17 protein-coding genes and 2 pseudogenes are annotated in these 16,854 nt (G+C 63.5%); 15 read left to right on the top strand and 4 right to left on the bottom strand.

The window, feature by feature from the left end; genetic code table 11:
* Positions 1 to 14 precede the first annotated feature (14 nt).
* The 5 genes from AMR74_RS16265 to AMR74_RS16285 all read left to right on the top strand — a co-directional run bounded on the left by AMR74_RS16265 (position 15) and on the right by AMR74_RS16285 (position 5,143).
* A complete protein-coding gene (locus tag AMR74_RS16265; RefSeq protein WP_053773106.1) occupies positions 15 to 1,085 on the top strand; it encodes a carbohydrate ABC transporter permease in 1,071 nt (356 codons plus the stop codon).
* A complete protein-coding gene (locus AMR74_RS16270; RefSeq protein WP_053773107.1) occupies positions 1,085 to 1,921 on the top strand; it encodes a carbohydrate ABC transporter permease in 837 nt (278 codons plus the stop codon). The genes AMR74_RS16265 and AMR74_RS16270 overlap by 1 nt, the downstream gene beginning before the upstream one ends.
* Before the next feature lie 2 nt (positions 1,922 to 1,923).
* Complete coding sequence (locus AMR74_RS16275) at positions 1,924 to 3,045, top strand: ABC transporter ATP-binding protein (protein WP_053773108.1); 1,122 nt, start codon at positions 1,924 to 1,926, stop codon at positions 3,043 to 3,045.
* A gap of 6 nt (positions 3,046 to 3,051) precedes the next feature.
* Complete coding sequence (gene dgoD, locus AMR74_RS16280) at positions 3,052 to 4,200, top strand: galactonate dehydratase (protein ID WP_053773109.1); 1,149 nt, start codon at positions 3,052 to 3,054, stop codon at positions 4,198 to 4,200.
* A 76-nt stretch (positions 4,201 to 4,276) separates the two neighbouring features.
* Positions 4,277 to 5,143, top strand: a complete 867-nt coding sequence (locus tag AMR74_RS16285) for an SDR family NAD(P)-dependent oxidoreductase (protein WP_053773110.1) — start codon at positions 4,277 to 4,279, stop codon at positions 5,141 to 5,143.
* Between the two features lie 58 nt (positions 5,144 to 5,201).
* Here the strand turns inward: AMR74_RS16285 and bga are convergent, their stop codons facing one another.
* On the bottom strand, positions 5,202 to 7,295 hold the full coding sequence (gene bga, locus AMR74_RS16290) for a beta-galactosidase Bga (protein WP_053773111.1): 2,094 nt from the start codon (positions 7,293 to 7,295) through the stop codon (positions 5,202 to 5,204).
* A 128-nt stretch (positions 7,296 to 7,423) separates the two neighbouring features.
* Here bga and AMR74_RS16295 point away from each other — a divergent pair, with 128 nt between their 5' ends.
* The 7 genes and pseudogenes from AMR74_RS16295 to AMR74_RS16320 form a co-directional block, all read left to right on the top strand.
* Positions 7,424 to 8,800, top strand: a complete 1,377-nt coding sequence (locus AMR74_RS16295; RefSeq protein WP_240471231.1) for a glycoside hydrolase family 36 protein — start codon at positions 7,424 to 7,426, stop codon at positions 8,798 to 8,800.
* A complete protein-coding gene (locus AMR74_RS19750) occupies positions 8,701 to 9,426 on the top strand; it encodes a hypothetical protein (RefSeq protein WP_240471232.1) in 726 nt (241 codons plus the stop codon). The genes AMR74_RS16295 and AMR74_RS19750 overlap by 100 nt, the downstream gene beginning before the upstream one ends.
* A gap of 228 nt (positions 9,427 to 9,654) precedes the next feature.
* Positions 9,655 to 10,293 (top strand): bifunctional 4-hydroxy-2-oxoglutarate aldolase/2-dehydro-3-deoxy-phosphogluconate aldolase, encoded by a 639-nt coding sequence (locus AMR74_RS16300; protein WP_053773112.1) that lies wholly within the window; start codon positions 9,655 to 9,657, stop codon positions 10,291 to 10,293.
* Positions 10,290 to 10,529 (top strand): annotated as a pseudogene (locus AMR74_RS16305) (PfkB family carbohydrate kinase); the annotation flags it as partial. The gene AMR74_RS16300 and the pseudogene AMR74_RS16305, both read left to right, overlap by 4 nt.
* A gap of 129 nt (positions 10,530 to 10,658) precedes the next feature.
* Positions 10,659 to 11,543 (top strand): IS1595 family transposase, encoded by an 885-nt coding sequence (locus AMR74_RS18065; protein WP_077152444.1) that lies wholly within the window; start codon positions 10,659 to 10,661, stop codon positions 11,541 to 11,543.
* A 153-nt stretch (positions 11,544 to 11,696) separates the two neighbouring features.
* A complete protein-coding gene (locus tag AMR74_RS20010) occupies positions 11,697 to 11,876 on the top strand; it encodes a hypothetical protein (RefSeq protein ID WP_053773115.1) in 180 nt (59 codons plus the stop codon).
* A 58-nt stretch (positions 11,877 to 11,934) separates the two neighbouring features.
* Positions 11,935 to 12,382, top strand: a pseudogene (locus AMR74_RS16320) (CBS domain-containing protein); the annotation flags it as partial.
* 12 nt (positions 12,383 to 12,394) lie between these two features.
* Here the strand turns inward: AMR74_RS16320 and AMR74_RS19320 are convergent.
* Both AMR74_RS19320 and AMR74_RS19860 read right to left on the bottom strand, forming a co-directional pair.
* Entirely contained in the window at positions 12,395 to 12,568 is a 174-nt protein-coding gene (locus AMR74_RS19320; protein ID WP_167551942.1) for a hypothetical protein, read from the bottom strand.
* Positions 12,565 to 12,690, bottom strand: coding sequence for a hypothetical protein (locus AMR74_RS19860; RefSeq protein ID WP_255410369.1), 126 nt, complete (start codon positions 12,688 to 12,690; stop codon positions 12,565 to 12,567). The genes AMR74_RS19320 and AMR74_RS19860 overlap by 4 nt, the downstream gene beginning before the upstream one ends.
* Positions 12,691 to 12,905: 215 nt before the next feature.
* Between AMR74_RS19860 and AMR74_RS16325 the strand changes: the two genes are divergently transcribed.
* From AMR74_RS16325 to AMR74_RS16335, 3 genes are all read left to right on the top strand, one after another.
* Positions 12,906 to 13,211, top strand: coding sequence for a hypothetical protein (locus AMR74_RS16325; RefSeq protein WP_205625983.1), 306 nt, complete (start codon positions 12,906 to 12,908; stop codon positions 13,209 to 13,211).
* A gap of 92 nt (positions 13,212 to 13,303) precedes the next feature.
* Positions 13,304 to 15,094 carry a nitrite/sulfite reductase gene (locus AMR74_RS16330; RefSeq protein ID WP_053773117.1) on the top strand — a complete coding sequence of 597 codons (1,791 nt, stop codon included), beginning with the start codon at positions 13,304 to 13,306 and terminating at the stop codon, positions 15,092 to 15,094.
* Positions 15,095 to 15,096: 2 nt separating this feature from the next.
* Positions 15,097 to 15,399, top strand: coding sequence for a DUF6360 family protein (locus AMR74_RS16335; protein ID WP_053773118.1), 303 nt, complete (start codon positions 15,097 to 15,099; stop codon positions 15,397 to 15,399).
* Positions 15,400 to 15,458: 59 nt separating this feature from the next.
* On the opposite strand, the gene AMR74_RS18070 is transcribed toward AMR74_RS16335, so the two are convergent.
* The gene (locus AMR74_RS18070) at positions 15,459 to 16,772 is read right to left on the bottom strand and encodes an RNA-guided endonuclease InsQ/TnpB family protein (RefSeq protein ID WP_077152445.1); all 1,314 of its coding nucleotides are present in this window, start codon (positions 16,770 to 16,772) and stop codon (positions 15,459 to 15,461) included.
* Positions 16,773 to 16,854: the final 82 nt, after the last annotated feature.

Here is a 16,854-nt window from a genome sequence, read left to right on the forward strand (position 1 = left end):
AGGTAATCGATCGCATGGCAAATTCTGACGAGACAACTGATCGAACCGGCCAAGCGTACCGGCGCCGTGTCAGTGAGAAAGTCCGGGAAGCGACGCGAGAGTTCAGACGAGCGTTCCGTCCGGTATGGGACAGATTCCGGTTCGCGAGACAGGACCTGACAGCGGCGACGCCGACGCTGCCGCGGGTCGCGTACCTGTTCATCTCTCCGTTCTTTCTACTTTTCAGCGTGTTCCTCGCCTTCCCGGTGTTTTACACGCTGTACCTGTCGTTCTTCGAGTACCAGGGCGTCGGACAGGGCTCGCTGTTCTGGATCGATCTAGGCCCGCTGTACATCGAAATACCGCGGATAGCACAGCTTGAATTTGTCGCGCTCGGAAATTACGCTCGGCTGTTCGGCAACGACCTGTTCTGGCAGTCGATGTTTAACACCTCGTACATCTTGGTCATCCAGGTCCCGTTGATGATCGGGCTTGCGCTCGCGCTCGCGCTCGCGCTGAACGCCTCCTTTATGCGACTGAAAGGGGTGTTCCGGACCGCCATCGCGCTGCCAGTGTCGGCCAACCTCGTGGCGTACTCGACGGTGTTCCTGTTGCTCTTTAACGAGCAACTGGGATTCCTCAATTACGTGCTCGCGGGCGTCGGACTGGGTCCGGTCCCGTGGCTGACCGACGGGTTCTGGGCGCGAAACACGATCATCGCGGCCGTGACGTGGCGATGGACGGGATACAACATGATCATCCTCCTCGCCGGTCTCCAGACGATTCCACAGCAACTGTACGAGGCCGCGGAGATTGACGGGGCGAACCGCTGGGAGAAGTTCCGGTACGTCACGCTCCCGCAGCTCAAACCGGTGTTGCTGTTCGTTGTCGTGCTGTCGACAATTGGCACCTTCAAACTGTTCGCCGAGCCGTACGTCATCACCGGCGGCGGTCCGACGAACTCCACTATCACTATCGTGCAGTACATCTACCGACAGGCATTCATCAATTTCAACCTCGGCTACGCGAGCGCGCTCACGGTCGTCTTCGTGGCGATCGTCAGCGTGTTCTCGGTCGTCCAGATCAAAATCGGAGGTGAGGACTGATGCGCGACCAGCGTCGTAAGGACGCGGTCTGGCAGTTCCTCACCTACGCGTTCGTCATCACGATGGTCATCGTGATGATGGTCCCGCTGTACTGGATGTTGGTGGCCGCAACGCTCCCGCAAGAGCAGTTTCTGCAGTTCCCGCCGCGGTTGATCCCCGGCACCGCGTTTATGGACAACTTCGCGGCCCTGCAGGAGCGACTCGACTTCGTCCGGACGATCCGGAACAGCGTCCTCATCGCCGTCATCTACACGCTGCTGTCGCTTGTGCTGTGTTCGATGGCCGGCTTTGCGTTCGCGAAGTATGAGTTCAAGTACAAAGAGCCGATCTTCTACACGATTTTGGCGACGCTCGTGTTACCCATCCAGCTGCTCGTTATCCCGCTGTTCCTGCTGATGGCACAGCTGGACTGGACGAACACGTTCCGAGCGATAATTCTCCCGTGGGCAGCGAACCCCATCGGAATCTTCCTCATGCGACAGAACATGAAATCGATTCCAGACGCCCTGCTTGAGTCCGCGCGGATGGACGGGGCGACGGAGTTCCAGATATTCTACCGAATCGCGCTCCCAACGATGCGGTCGTCGCTGGCCGCGCTCGCGATCATTCTGTTCCTCTTCCAGTGGGACCTGTTCCTCTACCCGCTCGTGATCTTAGAATCCTCGGACATGTACACGATCCCGATCGGGCTGGCACAGCTAACCGGGTTCCAGCGGATCTATTACGATCAGATCATGGTAGCGGCGACGCTCGCCATCGTGCCGATGGTCGTGCTGTTCTTAGTGTTACAAAAGCAGTTCGTCAGTGGCATCCTCGCGGGGTCGCTTAAGGAGTAACTATGGCAGGAATCAACATCACAGACCTAGACAAGGTGTACGACTCCGGAACCGAGAAGGTGGTCGCGGTAAAGGATCTCTCCGTCGATATCGACCACGGCGAGTTCCTCGTGTTGGTCGGTCCGTCCGGCTGCGGGAAATCGACGACGCTTCGCTGTCTCGCCGGTCTCGAAGACGTGACTGAGGGGTCTATTGCGTTCGGCGACCAAGACGTCACGGACCGCCGGGCCAGCGAGCGCGACGTGGCGATGGTGTTCCAGAACTACGCGCTGTACCCGCACATGACCGTCCGAAGCAACATCGGCTTCGGGCTGAAGCTCTCGACGAAGCTCACCGGCGACGAAATCGAAGAGAAAGTCGAGGACGTCGCCGAGATGCTGGGTATCAGCAAGCTCCTCAACGAGAAGCCGAAAGCGCTCTCGGGAGGGCAACAACAGCGCGTAGCGCTGGGCCGCGCAATCGTCCGCGAGCCGTCCGTGTTCCTAATGGACGAGCCGCTCAGCAACCTCGATGCGAAGCTTCGGTCGGACATGCGGACGGAGCTCCAGGAGCTTCAGGCCGACCTCGACGTGACGACAGTGTACGTCACCCACGACCAGACCGAGGCGATGGCGATGGGCGATCGGATCGCCGTGATGGACGGCGGCGTACTCCAGCAGGTCGGCTCCCCGGAGGAGGTGTACCGCTCGCCGGTCAACCAGTTTGTTGCGGACTTCATCGGCTCGCCGAGTATCAACCTCCTCACGGCCGACGTCGACGGCGACACCCTTCGAGGACCCGGCGGGTTCACCTACACGCTCGACGACCCGGCGCCGGTCGAAGGACACGACCGCGTCAGCGTCGGTATCCGCCCGGAAGACATCACTATCATCGACTCGGGAGCGAACGTGGCTGACGTGACGGTCGTCGAACCGATGGGCAACGAGAACTTCCTCTACATGGAGATGGGCGGCCACGAACTCACCGCCCGCGTCGAACCGTCCATCCGGCCGGCTGAGGACACGCAGGTCGCCTTCGACTTCAGTGAGGCGGCCGTGTATCTGTTCGATGTCGAAAACGGCGACGCGCTCAAGACCAAAACCGACACCGTCGACCTGTCCGTCGTCGGAACCACTGAGTCATAACGTATCATGTATATTACTGACTACGAGCTGTTCGAAGTACCGCCCCGCTGGCTGTTCTTGAAGCTGACGACGAGCGACGGCACCGTGGGCTGGGGAGAACCGATCGTCGAGGGGCGCTCGCACACGGTCGTCGCGGCCGTCGAGGAACTCCTCGACAACTACCTCCTCGGCGAGGACCCGACGCGGATCGAAGATCACTGGCAGGCGATGTATCGGGGCGGCTTCTACCGGGGCGGTCCCATCCTGATGAGCGCCATCGCCGGCGTCGACCAGGCGCTCTGGGATCTCAAAGGCAAGCAGTTCGGCGCGCCGGTCCACGAACTGCTCGGCGGTCGCGCTCGCGACCGGATCCGGGTGTATCAGTGGATCGGGGGCGACCGCCCGGCGGACGTGGGCGAGGCCGCCCGAGAGAAAGCCGATGCGGGCTTTTCGGCACTAAAAATGAACGCCACCGCCGAGCTGCGACCGATCGACACTCCGGCCACCGTCGCCGACGCGGTCGACCGGATCGCGGCGGTCCGCGAGGCGGTCGGCGACGAGGTCGACATCGGGGTCGACTTCCACGGCCGCGTGTCGAAACCGATGGTGCGCCGGCTCGCAGCCGCGCTGGAGCCGTACGACCCGATGTTCATCGAGGAGCCGGTGTTGCCCGAAAACAACGACGCGCTGCCGGCGATCCGGCAGTCGACCACGATCCCCGTCGCGACTGGCGAGCGCATGTACTCGCGGTGGGACTTCAAGGAAGTGCTGGAGGCGGACGCCGTCGACCTGATCCAGCCGGACGTCTCCCACGCCGGCGGGATCACCGAGCTGAAGAAGATCGCGTCGATGGCCGAGGCGTACGACGTGTCGGTCGCTCCGCACTGCCCGCTGGGGCCGATCGCGCTTGCGTCCTGTATCCAGGTCGACGCCTGCACGCCGAACGCGCTGATCCAAGAACAGTCACTCGACATCCACTACAACGAGACGAGTGACGTGCTGGACTACCTCGCCGATCCCTCGGTCTTCGAGTACCGCGACGGCTTCGTCGACATCCCCGACGGCGACGGGCTGGGGATCGAAATCGACGAGGAACACGTTCGCGATCAGCGTGGCGACGTCGACTGGCACAACCCCGTGTGGCGCCACGAGGACGGCTCCGTCGCGGAGTGGTGATCGCCGTGTCGACCCAAGCGAGACAGGACGGACACGCGCGACGAGCCGCACCGACGCTTCGGTCCCGGAGGGCGCCATGACCCGCCGACACGAGTCGCCGGCCGAACATGCCGTCCCCGGGCGCTTCGCCGGGCAAACCGTAATCGTCACCGGCTCGACGCGGGGAATCGGCGCCGGCGTGGCCGAGCGGTTCGCGGCCGAGGGGGCGAACGTCGTCGTCAGCGGCCGGACCGCGGCCGCCGGTGAGGCCGTCGCCGAGCGCATCTCGGAGTCGAACCGGGGGGCTGACGAGCAACGCGCAGACGACGCCCCACTGACGGGCGACGCGACGTTCGTGCGCGCCGACATGCGCGACCCGGACGACGTGGCCGCGCTGGTGGAGGCCGCGGCCGAGCGCTACGACTCGGTCGATGTCCTCGTCAACAACGCCGGTGTACAGACGGAGACGACCGCCGCGGAGGCGACGCTTGACGACTGGTCGTTCGTCTTGGAGACGGACTTCCGGGCGTACTGGCTGGCGGCACGGGCCGCGCTCGAACACATGGACCGCGGCGCCATCGTCAACGTCTCCTCAAATCACGCGTACGCGACGATGCCCGCGCACTTCCCGTACAACGCGGTAAAGGCGGGGATAAACGGCATGACGCGATCGCTCGCGGTGGACTTCGGGCCGCAGATCCGGGTGAACACCGTCGTCCCCGGCTGGGTTGAAGTTGAGCGGACGCGTGACGAACTGCCCAAGGGCCGACTCGAAGAGGTCGAATCGATCCACCCGACCGGTCGCATCGGCACGGTGGCCGACGTGGCCGGTGCGGTATCCTTCCTCGCAAGCGAGGACGCCGCCTTCGTCACGGGGAGCGCACTGCTCGTCGACGGCGGCCGCGGCGCGGTGATGCAAGACGACACGCTCCCGGACTACCGGGCGCGAGAGCGCTCAGAATAGCTGCCGAGCGCTCGCGGGCGCTCTTTTAAATATCTGAGCTGTCTTAAAATCCGATCGATTACTGCTCGGCGACCTGCAACCCGTCAACGTGATCGCCTTCGACGACAGCGACCCCGTACGGCCCCACGACGACGCAGTGTGCATCTGCGTCTATCTCGCCACCGGCCGCCCCTATGTCGATGGCGTCTCTGTCGGTGTCGTCGACGACAAGCGATTCGGCGTCGATGCCGGGTAGTCGGAGATGGTCGCCCGTGAAGTTTGTCACCCACGTGTGGCCGCCGCGGTAGCCGATGCGGACGCCGTTGGGGAGGCGCTCGGCGCGTCGGACGCCTGCGCGGTCGAGCAGGTCTGCCGCGAGCGTCTCGGCCAACGCCGACTCGGGCCAGACCCCGCAGTAGGTGACGTGACCGTCGCCGACTGCGTTGGTGACGACTGCCGAGCGACCATCAGCCGGACCGTCCATATCGTACTCGTATTGCGTCTCGGCCGCGTCGGGGTCGAGCCACTCGGCCCACGTTCGGAACGGGATGATCGAGTCGTCGTCGACATCGGACTCGTCGACGGGCCGGACTGCCGCTTCGAGGCGTCGCGGGAGCGACTCGTGTTGGTCGACGGTCGCACCCACAAGATCGGCCAGGGGGCCGGGCTGTGACGCCGGTCTGAGCTTGTTTTCCGCATCTTTCACGCCCGTGCGAGGGCCGAAGAGTAGCTCGCCGCCGGCCGTGGCGTAGTCGGTTAGACGTTCGGAGAGGCTGTCGGTGACGAGGTGGAGCGCAGGCGCGACGACGGCTTCGTACCCCGAGAGGTTGGCGGTCGGCGGAACCACGTCGACCTGAACGCCGTGGCCGCGCACAGCGCGGTAAAAGGCCTCTTGGAGTGCCCAGTAGTCGAAGTCAGGCGCATGTGGTTGGGCGTCGAGCGCCCACAGCGAGTCGTAGTCGAACACGACCGCAACTGGCGCGTCGACGTGGTCGGTCTCGCCGAGTGTATCGAACTCCCCGGATGTCTGTGTAGCGTCTGTGTACCCGCGGTCTGGGGAGCCGTCGGCCTTGCGGAGTCCGGCGTGATACTGTTCTTGGCCTTCGAGACAGCGCCGCCATCTAAAGTAAAGGACGGCGTCGGCACCGTGAGCCGCGGCGTGGTGTGCCCAGAGCCGCATCGCGCCCTCACCCGGTTGCGGGCAGTGTGGCGGCCAGTTGACATCGCCCGGCTGCTGTTCCATCACCCAGAACGGGCGGTCGAGCGCGCTTCGGTACAAGTCGTGGTCCATCCCCACCTGATCGGGGTCGCCGGCGCGCAGTTGGTCCGGAGACGCCTCGTCGGCGAAGCGGTCTTGTACGAATCCCGTCGGGTACGAGTCCCACGAAACGAGGTCAAGGTCGTCGCTCACGTCGTAGGCGTTCAGGGTTGGGAACCGCCCCATGAAATTGTGCGTGACGAACCAGTCGGGGTTAGCGTCGCGAATGAGGTCGGCGTGGAGGCGATTGTAGTCGACGACCGAGTCGCTGGAGAACCGGGCGTACGCGAGCAGTCGCGAGGGGTGATGCTCGGCCGGGGTCGGTCCCGGCGGATCGACCTCCTCGAAGGAGCTGTACTGTTGGCTCCAGAACCGATTCCCCCACGCCTCGTTGAGCTGGTCGACATCGTCGTAGCGGTCGGCGAGCCACATCCGAAACGCGTCGGCACAGTCGTCACAGTAACACCTGATGGTGCGGTGACAGCCGAACTCGTTATCCGTCTGCCACCCGGCGACGTGCGGAGAGTTGGCGTATCGCTCCGTCACGCGCTCGACGATTCGAGTCGTCTCCTCGCGGTAGGCCTCAGAATTAAAACAGTAGTGGCGGCGGCTGCCGTGTTCCCGGACCGTCCCATCTGGCTCCTCTTGGCGGATCGACGGCCGCTCATCGACCAGCCACTTTGGCGGCGTCGCCGTCGGGGTACACAACACGACTTGCATTCCGTGGTCGCCGATGAGTTCGATGGCTTCGTCGAGCCACTCGAAATTGAACTCTCCGCGCTCGGGTTCAAGTACACCCCACGAGAACTCCGCCATTCGCACGTATTCGAGACCGGCGTCAGCCATCGCTTCCACGTCGCGTTCCCACTCTTCGCTCGGCCAGTGTTCCGGGAAATAACAGACACCAAGACGCATGACCGACCCACTCTATCACGCCACGTAAGCGTTCGGATGGCCGACGGCTGCTTCGCCGTCTGCCGGTGATCAGCCGATTATGCCGCTGACGTGAGTGGCTATTTGTAGCGGGGTGCTGTGATTTGTGTATGCGCGAACACTCTGTAGGTGCCACCACGGTCACGTATGAGCCGGACAGACAGGAACTCGCGGTCGCGGACGACACCGGCGACCTACTCACCGGGATTCTCCAAGCGTCCGGTACTGCGGACGACCATCCACAGGTCGTAGACGTGTCACTGTCGGACGAAGCAGGCGGCGTCACCGTGGCCTGTACGGTGGCGAACACGGGTAACGAGTCGATTCGAGGCGACGAGGTGGCGCTCTCGTTCGAGACCGCATTCGGGTCGGACGCGCGCGTGTACCGACACGGCTACCAGTCGTGGTCGTCGACGGGGACAGTCCCAGTCGGCGAGCGCTTTCCGGAAGAGGATCCGGACAACGCCCCGATGATGAACGACCTCGTAGCGCCGGAAGACAACCGCGTTAGTAGCTACCTAGCCGGATTCGTTGAGGACGACCGCGTTGTCACGGCCGGATTCCTCGAACACGACCGCTACTGCACCCGGTTCGATATCGACGACGACAACGGCGGTATCGAGACGGTCCGCGCGGTGTGTCCGCTTGAAGCGACGCGCCTGGCGCCCGGCGATCGCCTGACGCTGCCGCCGTTGTGGGTCGACGCCGACCGAGAACTCCGAGCAGGGCTCGCCGCGCTGGCTGACGAGATCGGGGACCGGATGGACGCACAAATACCCGAGAATGCGCCGACCGGCTGGTGCTCGTGGTATCACTACTTCACCGATCTTACCGAGGCAGACGTCCGGGAAAACCTCGCAGAGCTTCGCGACTGGGGAATCCCGGTTGATGTCGTCCAGATCGACGACGGGTATATGGAGGCGTTCGGCGACTGGCGGTCCTTCGCCGACGGGTTCGAGGATATGAGCGCTGTCGCGGACGACATCGCGACCGCGGGGTACCGACCGGGGCTGTGGCTTGCGCCTTTTTACGTGGAGGAAGGGGCCGACCTGTACGCTGACCACCCCGAGTGGTTCGTGACGGAGCCGACGGAGGCGCCTTCAGACGGCCCCGGAACACCGGTCGACGGCGGCTTTCGCGCCGGGTCGGAACTGTACGGGCTCGACACGACGCATCCGGAGGTCCTCAAGTGGCTGCGGGAAACCGTGTCGACGGTCGTCGACGAGTGGGGGTTCACTTATTTAAAACTCGATTTCCTGTTTGCCGCGGCGCTGCCCGGCGAGCGCTACGACGCAGAGGCGACGCGGATCGAGGCGTACCGGCGCGGAGTCGAAGCGATTACCGAGGCAGCCGGCGACGACGTGTTCCTTCTGGCTGCGGCGCGCCGATGGCCCCGAGCGTCGGCCTCTTCGACGCGATGCGTATCGGCCCGGACACCGACCCGACGTGGGAGACACCAGGTGAATCCGGCAGCCAGCCGGGACTGAAAAACGCGGTCAGAAACACCCTGAATCGGAACTTCCTACACCGCCGGTGGTGGCTCAATGACCCCGACTGTCAGCTGGTTCGGGACACGAGCGATCTCACCGCATCCGAGCGTGAGGCGTTCGCGGTGCTCGTCGCCGTGTCCGGCGGCGTAAACATGTTCTCGGACCGGCTTGCGGAAATCGACACAGCTGGTCGGCGGCTCCTCCAACGGTCCATCCCGCCAGCATCCGGCGGCGAGGTCGTTGGACTCGACGGAGAGAGGTTCCCGTCGCGGATTGTCTGCGATAGGCCAGGCGACGGCGCCACGACTGTTGCGTTGTTTAATTGGCAAAACAAGCGGTCGACTGTCCGATTCGACGCACACGAGTACGGCCAGGAGGGTGACCGAGTTATCTGGGACGGCCTCTCCGGTGAAGTCGTCGACGGTCAAGTCGTCGAGCGGGAGCTGGCGCCGCACGGCGCGGCTGTGTTTGCCGTTGTCTCCACGGATACTGGTGACCTACTCGGCGACGCCGCAACACTCACAGGGGGGTCCGACCGTGCATCGGAGGCAACTCTTCGGGATGGAACCATCGACGCGACCGTCGGCGGTGAAGCCCTGACATTCGCGCTCAACAGCGAGTGACGCACGGCGCCAATCAGCTCTAATCTGTCAATTTCAGACTATTGAGGTATGGTTCTGCTGCTGTCGATTCCATCGAATGGTACTAAAACGGCTCGTTACCGATCCGGTAGCGAGCCGTTGTCCGGTCTGACTTCGATAGCGGACGCTGACTGCCGCGGGTGTCCGCGGCAGCCGCCCGATCCCATCACCGAAGTTATGTACGGCTACACAGTGTGGACCTGTATAGGAATGAGCGAGGTTGCCGCGCGCGAGCGCATCTTAGAGACGGGTATTGTCGCGATTATTCGTGGGATCGAACCGGATGTGTGCAGTGAGGTCGTCGATGCCATCGCAGCGGGCGGTGTCGATGCGATCGAAATAACAGCTAACACACCCGGCGCAGTCGAAATGATCCGGCGGCTGTCAGCCGAGCACGACGACGTCGCTATCGGCGCTGGCACGGTCCTCGACGCCGAAACCGCCCGGGCCGTCCAACTGGCAGGCGCGGAGTTTGTCGTCACGCCGACAGTCAATGCAGACGTCATCGAAACGTGTAACAGGTACGAGACGGCCGTCGCGACCGGTGTGATGACGCCGACAGAAGCGCTCACCGCCACGGAGGCTGGCGCTGACTTCTGTAAGCTGTTCCCCGCTTCGACCGTAGGTCCCGAGCAGGTAAGCGCTATCAACGGACCGTTACCGCAGGTCTCGTTGATCCCGACAGGCGGTGTCTCGCTGGACAACGCCGCGGCGTTCTTCGACGCCGGCGCCGTCGCCCTCGGCGTCGGTAGTGCGATCGTCGATGGCGACGCAATCGACAACGGGGAGTTCGGCGAGCTGACCGAGGCCGCAAGCGAGTTCACGGCACTGGCGGAGACGCACCGATGACGGGCAGTCTCGTCACGTTCGGCGAGACGATGCTCCGCTTAAACCCGCCGTCTGGAGAGCACTTGGAAACCGCCACGTCGTTGGAGTTCCGAACGGCCGGCGCTGAAAGCAGCGTCGCGATTGCGGTCGCCCGGCTCGGCGCGCCGGCAGTGTGGCTCTCGAAGCTCCTCAACTCGCCGCTCGGACGTCGAGTCACAAACGAGGTCAGGCACCACGGCGTCGAGCCGCGTGTCGCGTAGGTCGACGAAGCGCGGCAAGGGGTCTACTACATCGAGCGCTCTTCCGTAGGAGACTGTTGATACTGCTGAGCTGCTGCTGTCGAGTCGAAGAGGACAAGGACACCGCGTCAGCGGTGTCCGACACGGATGATTCCGCTAGATGCGTTTGGGTCGGAATCGGTCGCAGCGGACCTGTTACAGCAGGTTCGCTGGCGTGACGGCGTTTCCTGTCCTCGCTGCCGTTCTGACCGAACGGTCAGAAACGGCAGCTACGGGCAMTTTCAGCGGTATCTCTGTAAGGATTGCGACCGCACGTTCAACGATAAGACYGGCACRATCTTCGCTCACTCGAAGATCGCACTCCGCAGATGGTTGTTCTCGATCTACGCGTTTTTGCGGTTTAACACCAGTCTCAGGCAACTACAGTGCGAAATCGATGTCACCTACAAAACGATCCACAGGCGTGTCGAGCGCTTCACCGAAGCGCTCGACGCGCCGTCACTCGATCTCCGTGGCCCGGTTGAAATTGACGAGTTCTACGTCTCTGCCGGCTTGAAAGGCCGCGAGCGCGACCSCTGGTCGCGCTCTCGCGGCCTCTCACGACGYGGACGCGGAACGTATGAYCAAGACAAACCRCCCGTGTTCGTCCTCGTGGATCGTGGCACCGAGCAACGGTACGTTGTGCCGGTGAAATCCGCAGACGAATCGACGATCCGGCTCCTGCTGGCTGACTGCCAGCAGGAGCCTCTCACTGTCTATATCGACGGATTTCGTGCGTACGATCCGCTTACTGAAGACGAGCAATTCGACCGCGAATACGTCGTTCACGGAGACGGTGAATACGCCGACGACACGGTCCACGTGAACACCTGCGAGAGCCACGCGTCGCTGGCGCGACGGTGGCTCTCGCCGCATCGAGGCATCTCAAAAGATCGCCTCACACAGTATATTCGAGCATTCCAACTCAGACGAGAACTCTACCGCAAACCCGGACGAAAAGCGCTCAAACACGCCGTCAAAGCCACTCTCTGAAATCAACAATGTGCTACCCAAGAGCGTACATCGAGGAGGGCTCCATTCCGAGGGGAACGACTGTCATTTAGGACCGCGCCGACGCGGCGATCACAACGGCCACACCGAGCGAAATTGATGGGGGGTAAAATCGCTGACGCTGATGCGTTTTACATGAGCGGGTTCACGCCAGCGGTCTCGCCGACGCTCGCGGAGATGACGGCCGACCTGTTGGCGGCTGCGAGGCAGGCTGGCACGACGACAGCGTTCGATCTCAACTACCGGTCGAAGCTCTGGTCGCCAGAGGAGGCCAAACAGCAGTGTGAGTCGCTCTTTCCTGATTTACACGCCTAATTTAGAACCTTCGCTCTTATGTAGAAACGCGGAAAGCCCGTATAATTACACTCAGACACCCCTCATAGCGCGGATCGAGGGCGGCGACATCGACCCGCGGCTCTCGACGCTCCGCCGCATCGTGAACGCCCTTCAGGAGGCGGAAGGCGAGGTCGTGCGCGCGACGGACCTGATGAACGAGACCGTGACCAGCGTCGCGCCCGGCGACGCCGTGAGCGAGGCGGTCGACCTGATGGAGGCGGAGGCGTACTCGCTGCTCCCCGTCCTCCAGAACGTCGTGTCGGTCAGCTCGATCAGCCAGGGCGATCATCGTCCACGCGGGCGAGAACGTCGGTGACCACCCGGTCAGCGAGGTGATAAGCGAGTCGTTCCCGACGGTCGCGCCGTCCGCAACCGTCGACGAGGTCTGGAACCTCCTCGACCACTACAAGGCCGTGATGGTCACCGACGGCGGCGAGACCGTCGGGATCATCACCGAGGCCGACATCGCCGCGCAGCTGTCGTAACCCCCGCGCTTACTACTCCTCCCGGCGCTCGGAGAGCCGCTCCCAGATCTCCGTACACCCCGCGCCGTCCTCGACGTCGTCGAGGTGGCCGTCGTCGGGTTCGGCGTCCGGCTCTCCCTCGGTCCCGTCCCTGGCGCCGCTCCGCTCCTCGTCGTTCGTCGCTCGGGAATCGCCTCGCTCGGTCATCGTCGCTCCGAGGCGTCCTCGAAGAGTTCGGGCGCCACGTCCGCGGACGCGTGCTGTCGGTGTGTCCCGTCGAGCGGGTCGACGAGTCGATCGTCGGTGGTGTCAGGAACCGAATCGGTCATTACACCGACGTGCGCGCCTGGGAGTCATAAGCGTCGGCACACGCGTAAATCGGACCACTACTCTCGGATACCGGATTTCATGTCCGGTAGATCGGAGAGTAATTTCACACGTATGTCGGTGTAGTCTGCCGGTTTTCCGATATCCGGCCGTCATCGGTACTGTCGTCGGTTGCGAGCAGCGCCACCCATTGGGTCGTCGCGGCCGAACCCAAGGCGTGACCACTCGTTTGCGCGTCCTCGACGATGGTGCGTGGATCTCCGTCAACGACAGCCGGGAAGTGCGTGTCAGCGAACTGTGGCGGCTCGACACGCCGGATCTGTGTCAGTGCGCGCTCACGGATCTGGTCGTCGAGAACTTCCAGTCGGTCGGCGTCGACGGCTCGACCGTGGAGGCGAAGGTGTACGGCCAGTGTATCTCGTGTGGGACGACCGGGATCACCGGGTGGATACCTATCGGACGGATACGCGGGGGCGATTTCGTCGAATTCGACCGCTCCGCCGTTCGCCGGGTGCGACGGTGAAAGTAGCGGCAATACGTGCCACATCGAGGGGGCACCGGGGAACGTTGACGCCACGCCGTCAGCTATGTGGATGTCGGCTGTAGGCCGGATCGATGCCGACGGACGTCGAAAACTGGAAATCGGAGGTGTACGGCAACGAGGTGCGCGACCGCCTGTTCGAGTTCGCCGAGGAGGGGTACGACTCGATCCCCGACGACGAGCGGGACGCGTGGTTCGAGCGGTTCAAGTGGTGGGGCCTGTACCACCAGCGGAACGGACAGGAGGGGTACTTCATGTTGCGGATCGGGACCCCGAACGGCGTACTCGAACCGGGACAGCTCCGCGTCGTCGGGGAGATAGCCGACGAGTACGCCCGCGGTCCTGGCACGAACCCGATTTTCGGCGACGCGTACGCCGACTTCACCACCCGTCAGTCGATCCAGCTCCACTGGATCGAGCTGTCGGACGTGCCCGCGGTCTTCGAGAAGCTGGAGACGAACGGGCTCTCGACCCAGCAGGCCTGCGGGGACTCGTGGCGGAACATCGTCGGGAACCCCGTCGCGGGCAAGGACGGGCAGGAGGTGATCGACGCGTGGCCCGTCATCCGCGACCTCAACGAGCGGTTCAAGGGGAACGACGATCACACGAACCTCCCGCGCAAGTGGAAGGTGTCCGTCACCGGCTCCGCCGACGGCTCCGGACAGGGCGACATCAACGACCTCGCGTTCGAGCCGGCGTACAAGGCGGTCGGCGGGGACGGCGGCGAAGGCGGGAGAGAGGGCGGCGGCGACGAAAGCGAGGACGCGGTCGGCTTCAACGTCAGGGTCGGGGGCGGGCTCGCGCGCAACGAGCCGCGGTTCGCCCGCGACATCGACGTGTGGGTCTCTCCGGAGCGGGTCCCAGACGTGGCCGGCGGGCTCTCCGCGCTGTTCCGCGACTACGGCGACCGCGAGGACCGGTACAACGCCCGCGTGAAGTTCCTCGTCGACGAGTGGGGCGCGGCGGAGGTCCGCGAGACGCTCCAAGAGGAATACGTCGACTTCGAACTTGCGACCGCCGGCCGCGACGTTCGGGAGGAGTACACCTACAACGCCGGCGAGGGCGAGCGCAACGACCTGATCGGCGTCCACGACCAGAAAGATGGCCGGAACTTCGTCGGGCTGAACGTGCTCGTCGGGCGGATGGGGGCCGACGACGTGCTCGAACTGGCCGACCTCGCCGAGGAGTACGGCTCCGGCGAGGTCCGGCTCTCCCAGCGGCAGAACGTCATCGTCACCGACGTGTCGGACGAGGCCCTCGGCGGGTTCCTCGACGAGCCGCTCTTAGACCACTACTCGCCCGATCCGTCGCCGTTCATGCGCGGCTCGGTCGCGTGTACCGGCACGGAGTTCTGCTCGCTGTCTATCGTCGAGACGAAGAACCGGCAGGTCCGGTTCGCGCGCTGGCTGAAGGCGAACGTCGACCTCCCCGACGGCGTCGACGAGTTCCACGTCCACCTCTCCGGGTGTACGGCCTCGTGCGCGCAGCCGCAGATCGCCGACGTGAGCCTGCGCGGGATGAAGACCCGTAAGGACGGCGACCCGGTCGAGGCGCTCGACGTGGGTCTCGGCGGCGGGCTCGGGGAGAACCCGGGGTTCGCCCGCTGGGTCACCCAGCGCGTGCCCGTCGACGAGGTCCCCGGAGCGATCGCGAACCTGATCGACTCCTTCGCCGCCAAGCGCGACGAGGGCGAGTCGTTCCGGGCGTTCGTCGCCCGTCACGACGAGGACGAGCTCGACGCCCTCGTAGAGCCGGAGGAGACCGACTACGAGGACCCGATGATGCACAACACGAAGCGCACCTGGTACCCGTACGCCGAGGACGACTCGATGGAGGACGCGCCCTCGCCGCCGGCGGACGACTGACGATGCCGAACCGCCTGCTCCGCGTCAACGCATACACGACGCTGGACCTCGTCGACGGGCGCGCCCGCGGCCACGAGTTCGAAACCGACGCGCCCGGCGTCGTGAATGTCACCGCGCCGCGGGAGGACCCCGAACAGGTCACGCTGGCGGTCGAACTGGACGGGACGGAGATAGACGACCTCGCCGCCCACGCCGACGAGTTCGACCTCTCGCCCGCGCAAGCGAGAACGCTGGCCGAGGCCTTGGAGTCGACGGCGGACCGGGTCGAGGCCGCGAAAAGCGGTAACAGCGCCGACACATTTTGACATCCTCCTCCGCGTGAACGCGGAGGAATCCCACGGCACCGCGCCGCTGGATTGGGATATTACGGTTTGCAGTCTACCACTTGTGCCTGCGGTTGGAATCCGCTGGACAAGTCATGAAGGTAGACCGATGGCTGTGCCAACCAGCCGGTACTCCTATCTTCGTCCAAACTGGCCGAAGACTCGGAGTTACTTTGATTGATATCGAGACGGATGTTCTCCGCCCCATTCACGTCTGCGTTGAACGCAGCATCGCACCTATCACACACATACAAACCGCGGTGGACGCGCTGGCTCTCGTCTTTCCTCCCGCATACACAACACGTCTTGCTCGTGTCGCGCTCTGAAACCTCTATGACCTCGATGCCCTCGACTTTCGCTTTGTACTCGAGGATCGAGATGAAGCGGTTGAACGCCCACCCGTGAAGATCGAGATTCCCATGTTTACCCCAGTTTTTCGCGTCACCGTTCTTGTTGTCACGGACACCTTCGAGGTCTCCGACGTTGATCTGACCAACTTTCTTCTCGACACACCGGTCAACGATGTGTTTCGCGAGACTATGGAAGAAGTGCGTCCGGCGTTCTGACCATTTGTGGTGCAGTCGAGTGGCCCGATCGCCACCCGAGTCGTCGCACTTTGCGATCTCTTTCGGGAAGTAGTAGCCGTCCTGCTTCAGGCGGTTGCCGGGGTAGAGGTCAGCTTCTTCCGTGCTGTACGTGACCGTGGCAACGTTACAGATCCCGAGATCGACGCCAGCTGTTTCCTCGCCGGGCGAGTCAGGTGTTTCCACCTCTTCGGTGCAGACGAGATGGAGTTCCCACCGACCCTTCTGTCGGTCGTAGACAGCACGAACCTGTTGCAGGTTCTCGACGGTGACGCCGGGCGGGGTTTCGTACTCGACAAGGATGTACTCCCACGCTTTCGGGTGTTCCTTGTGATTGGCACCCTTTGAGAGGCGAACACGGTTATTTTCGGGGTCGTGTCTGATGCCGTTTTGTTTCCACGTCACGGTTGAACGCGGGTGTTCTTCGTGGACGCGGCGGCCCTGCGAGTCGTAGTAGTTTTGTTTGCGGTAGCCGGGCGGGTTGTCTCGATCGTCATCAGACTCATGCCACGAGGTGAAGGCTTCAGCGAGTTCCTCCAGAACGCGCTGACTGGACTGTGAGTGGAGTCCCTTGTAGTTGGTGTGTGTCTTCAACTCGTCTTTGAGTCTGCCGTGGTCGGGTATCTCACCGGTTTCATCCCACACGTTGCGGGCGTAGTAGTTCGCGACGTTCCAGAGTTTGCTGGCCGACCACCCATGGCGGTCGAGCGACTCTGCCACCTGTGAGTGGTTGCGGATTGTCGCCCGGTGGGTTCTGTGGATCTCTAACATCTGAAACGCCTCTATAATATCTTATATTTGTATTTCTTGTAAAAGCACGGATCTAGAGGGGGAGAATATCCGGCTCAGCGAT

This window comes from Halorubrum tropicale (assembly GCF_001280455.1).
In the GTDB taxonomy this organism is placed as follows: domain Archaea; phylum Halobacteriota; class Halobacteria; order Halobacteriales; family Haloferacaceae; genus Halorubrum; species Halorubrum tropicale.

Excerpts from the sequence above, each read along its gene's own strand:
- AMR74_RS16330 (WP_053773117.1), top strand. The coding sequence starts at position 13,304 with ATGCCGACGGACGTCGAAAACTGGAAATCGGAGGTGTACGGCAACGAG.
- AMR74_RS16335 (WP_053773118.1), top strand. The coding sequence starts at position 15,097 with ATGCCGAACCGCCTGCTCCGCGTCAACGCATACACGACGCTGGACCTC.
- AMR74_RS19860 (WP_255410369.1), bottom strand. The coding sequence starts at position 12,690 with ATGACCGATTCGGTTCCTGACACCACCGACGATCGACTCGTCGACCCG.
- bga (WP_053773111.1), bottom strand. The coding sequence starts at position 7,295 with ATGCGTCTTGGTGTCTGTTATTTCCCGGAACACTGGCCGAGCGAAGAG.
- AMR74_RS19320 (WP_167551942.1), bottom strand. The coding sequence starts at position 12,568 with ATGACCGAGCGAGGCGATTCCCGAGCGACGAACGACGAGGAGCGGAGC.
- AMR74_RS16300 (WP_053773112.1), top strand. The coding sequence starts at position 9,655 with ATGAGCGAGGTTGCCGCGCGCGAGCGCATCTTAGAGACGGGTATTGTC.
- AMR74_RS16270 (WP_053773107.1), top strand. The coding sequence starts at position 1,085 with ATGCGCGACCAGCGTCGTAAGGACGCGGTCTGGCAGTTCCTCACCTAC.
- AMR74_RS19750 (WP_240471232.1), top strand. The coding sequence starts at position 8,701 with ATGGCCCCGAGCGTCGGCCTCTTCGACGCGATGCGTATCGGCCCGGAC.
- AMR74_RS16295 (WP_240471231.1), top strand. The coding sequence starts at position 7,424 with ATGCGCGAACACTCTGTAGGTGCCACCACGGTCACGTATGAGCCGGAC.
- AMR74_RS18070 (WP_077152445.1), bottom strand. The coding sequence starts at position 16,772 with ATGTTAGAGATCCACAGAACCCACCGGGCGACAATCCGCAACCACTCA.
- dgoD (WP_053773109.1), top strand. The coding sequence starts at position 3,052 with ATGTATATTACTGACTACGAGCTGTTCGAAGTACCGCCCCGCTGGCTG.
- AMR74_RS16285 (WP_053773110.1), top strand. The coding sequence starts at position 4,277 with ATGACCCGCCGACACGAGTCGCCGGCCGAACATGCCGTCCCCGGGCGC.
- AMR74_RS16275 (WP_053773108.1), top strand. The coding sequence starts at position 1,924 with ATGGCAGGAATCAACATCACAGACCTAGACAAGGTGTACGACTCCGGA.
- AMR74_RS20010 (WP_053773115.1), top strand. The coding sequence starts at position 11,697 with ATGAGCGGGTTCACGCCAGCGGTCTCGCCGACGCTCGCGGAGATGACG.
- AMR74_RS16265 (WP_053773106.1), top strand. The coding sequence starts at position 15 with ATGGCAAATTCTGACGAGACAACTGATCGAACCGGCCAAGCGTACCGG.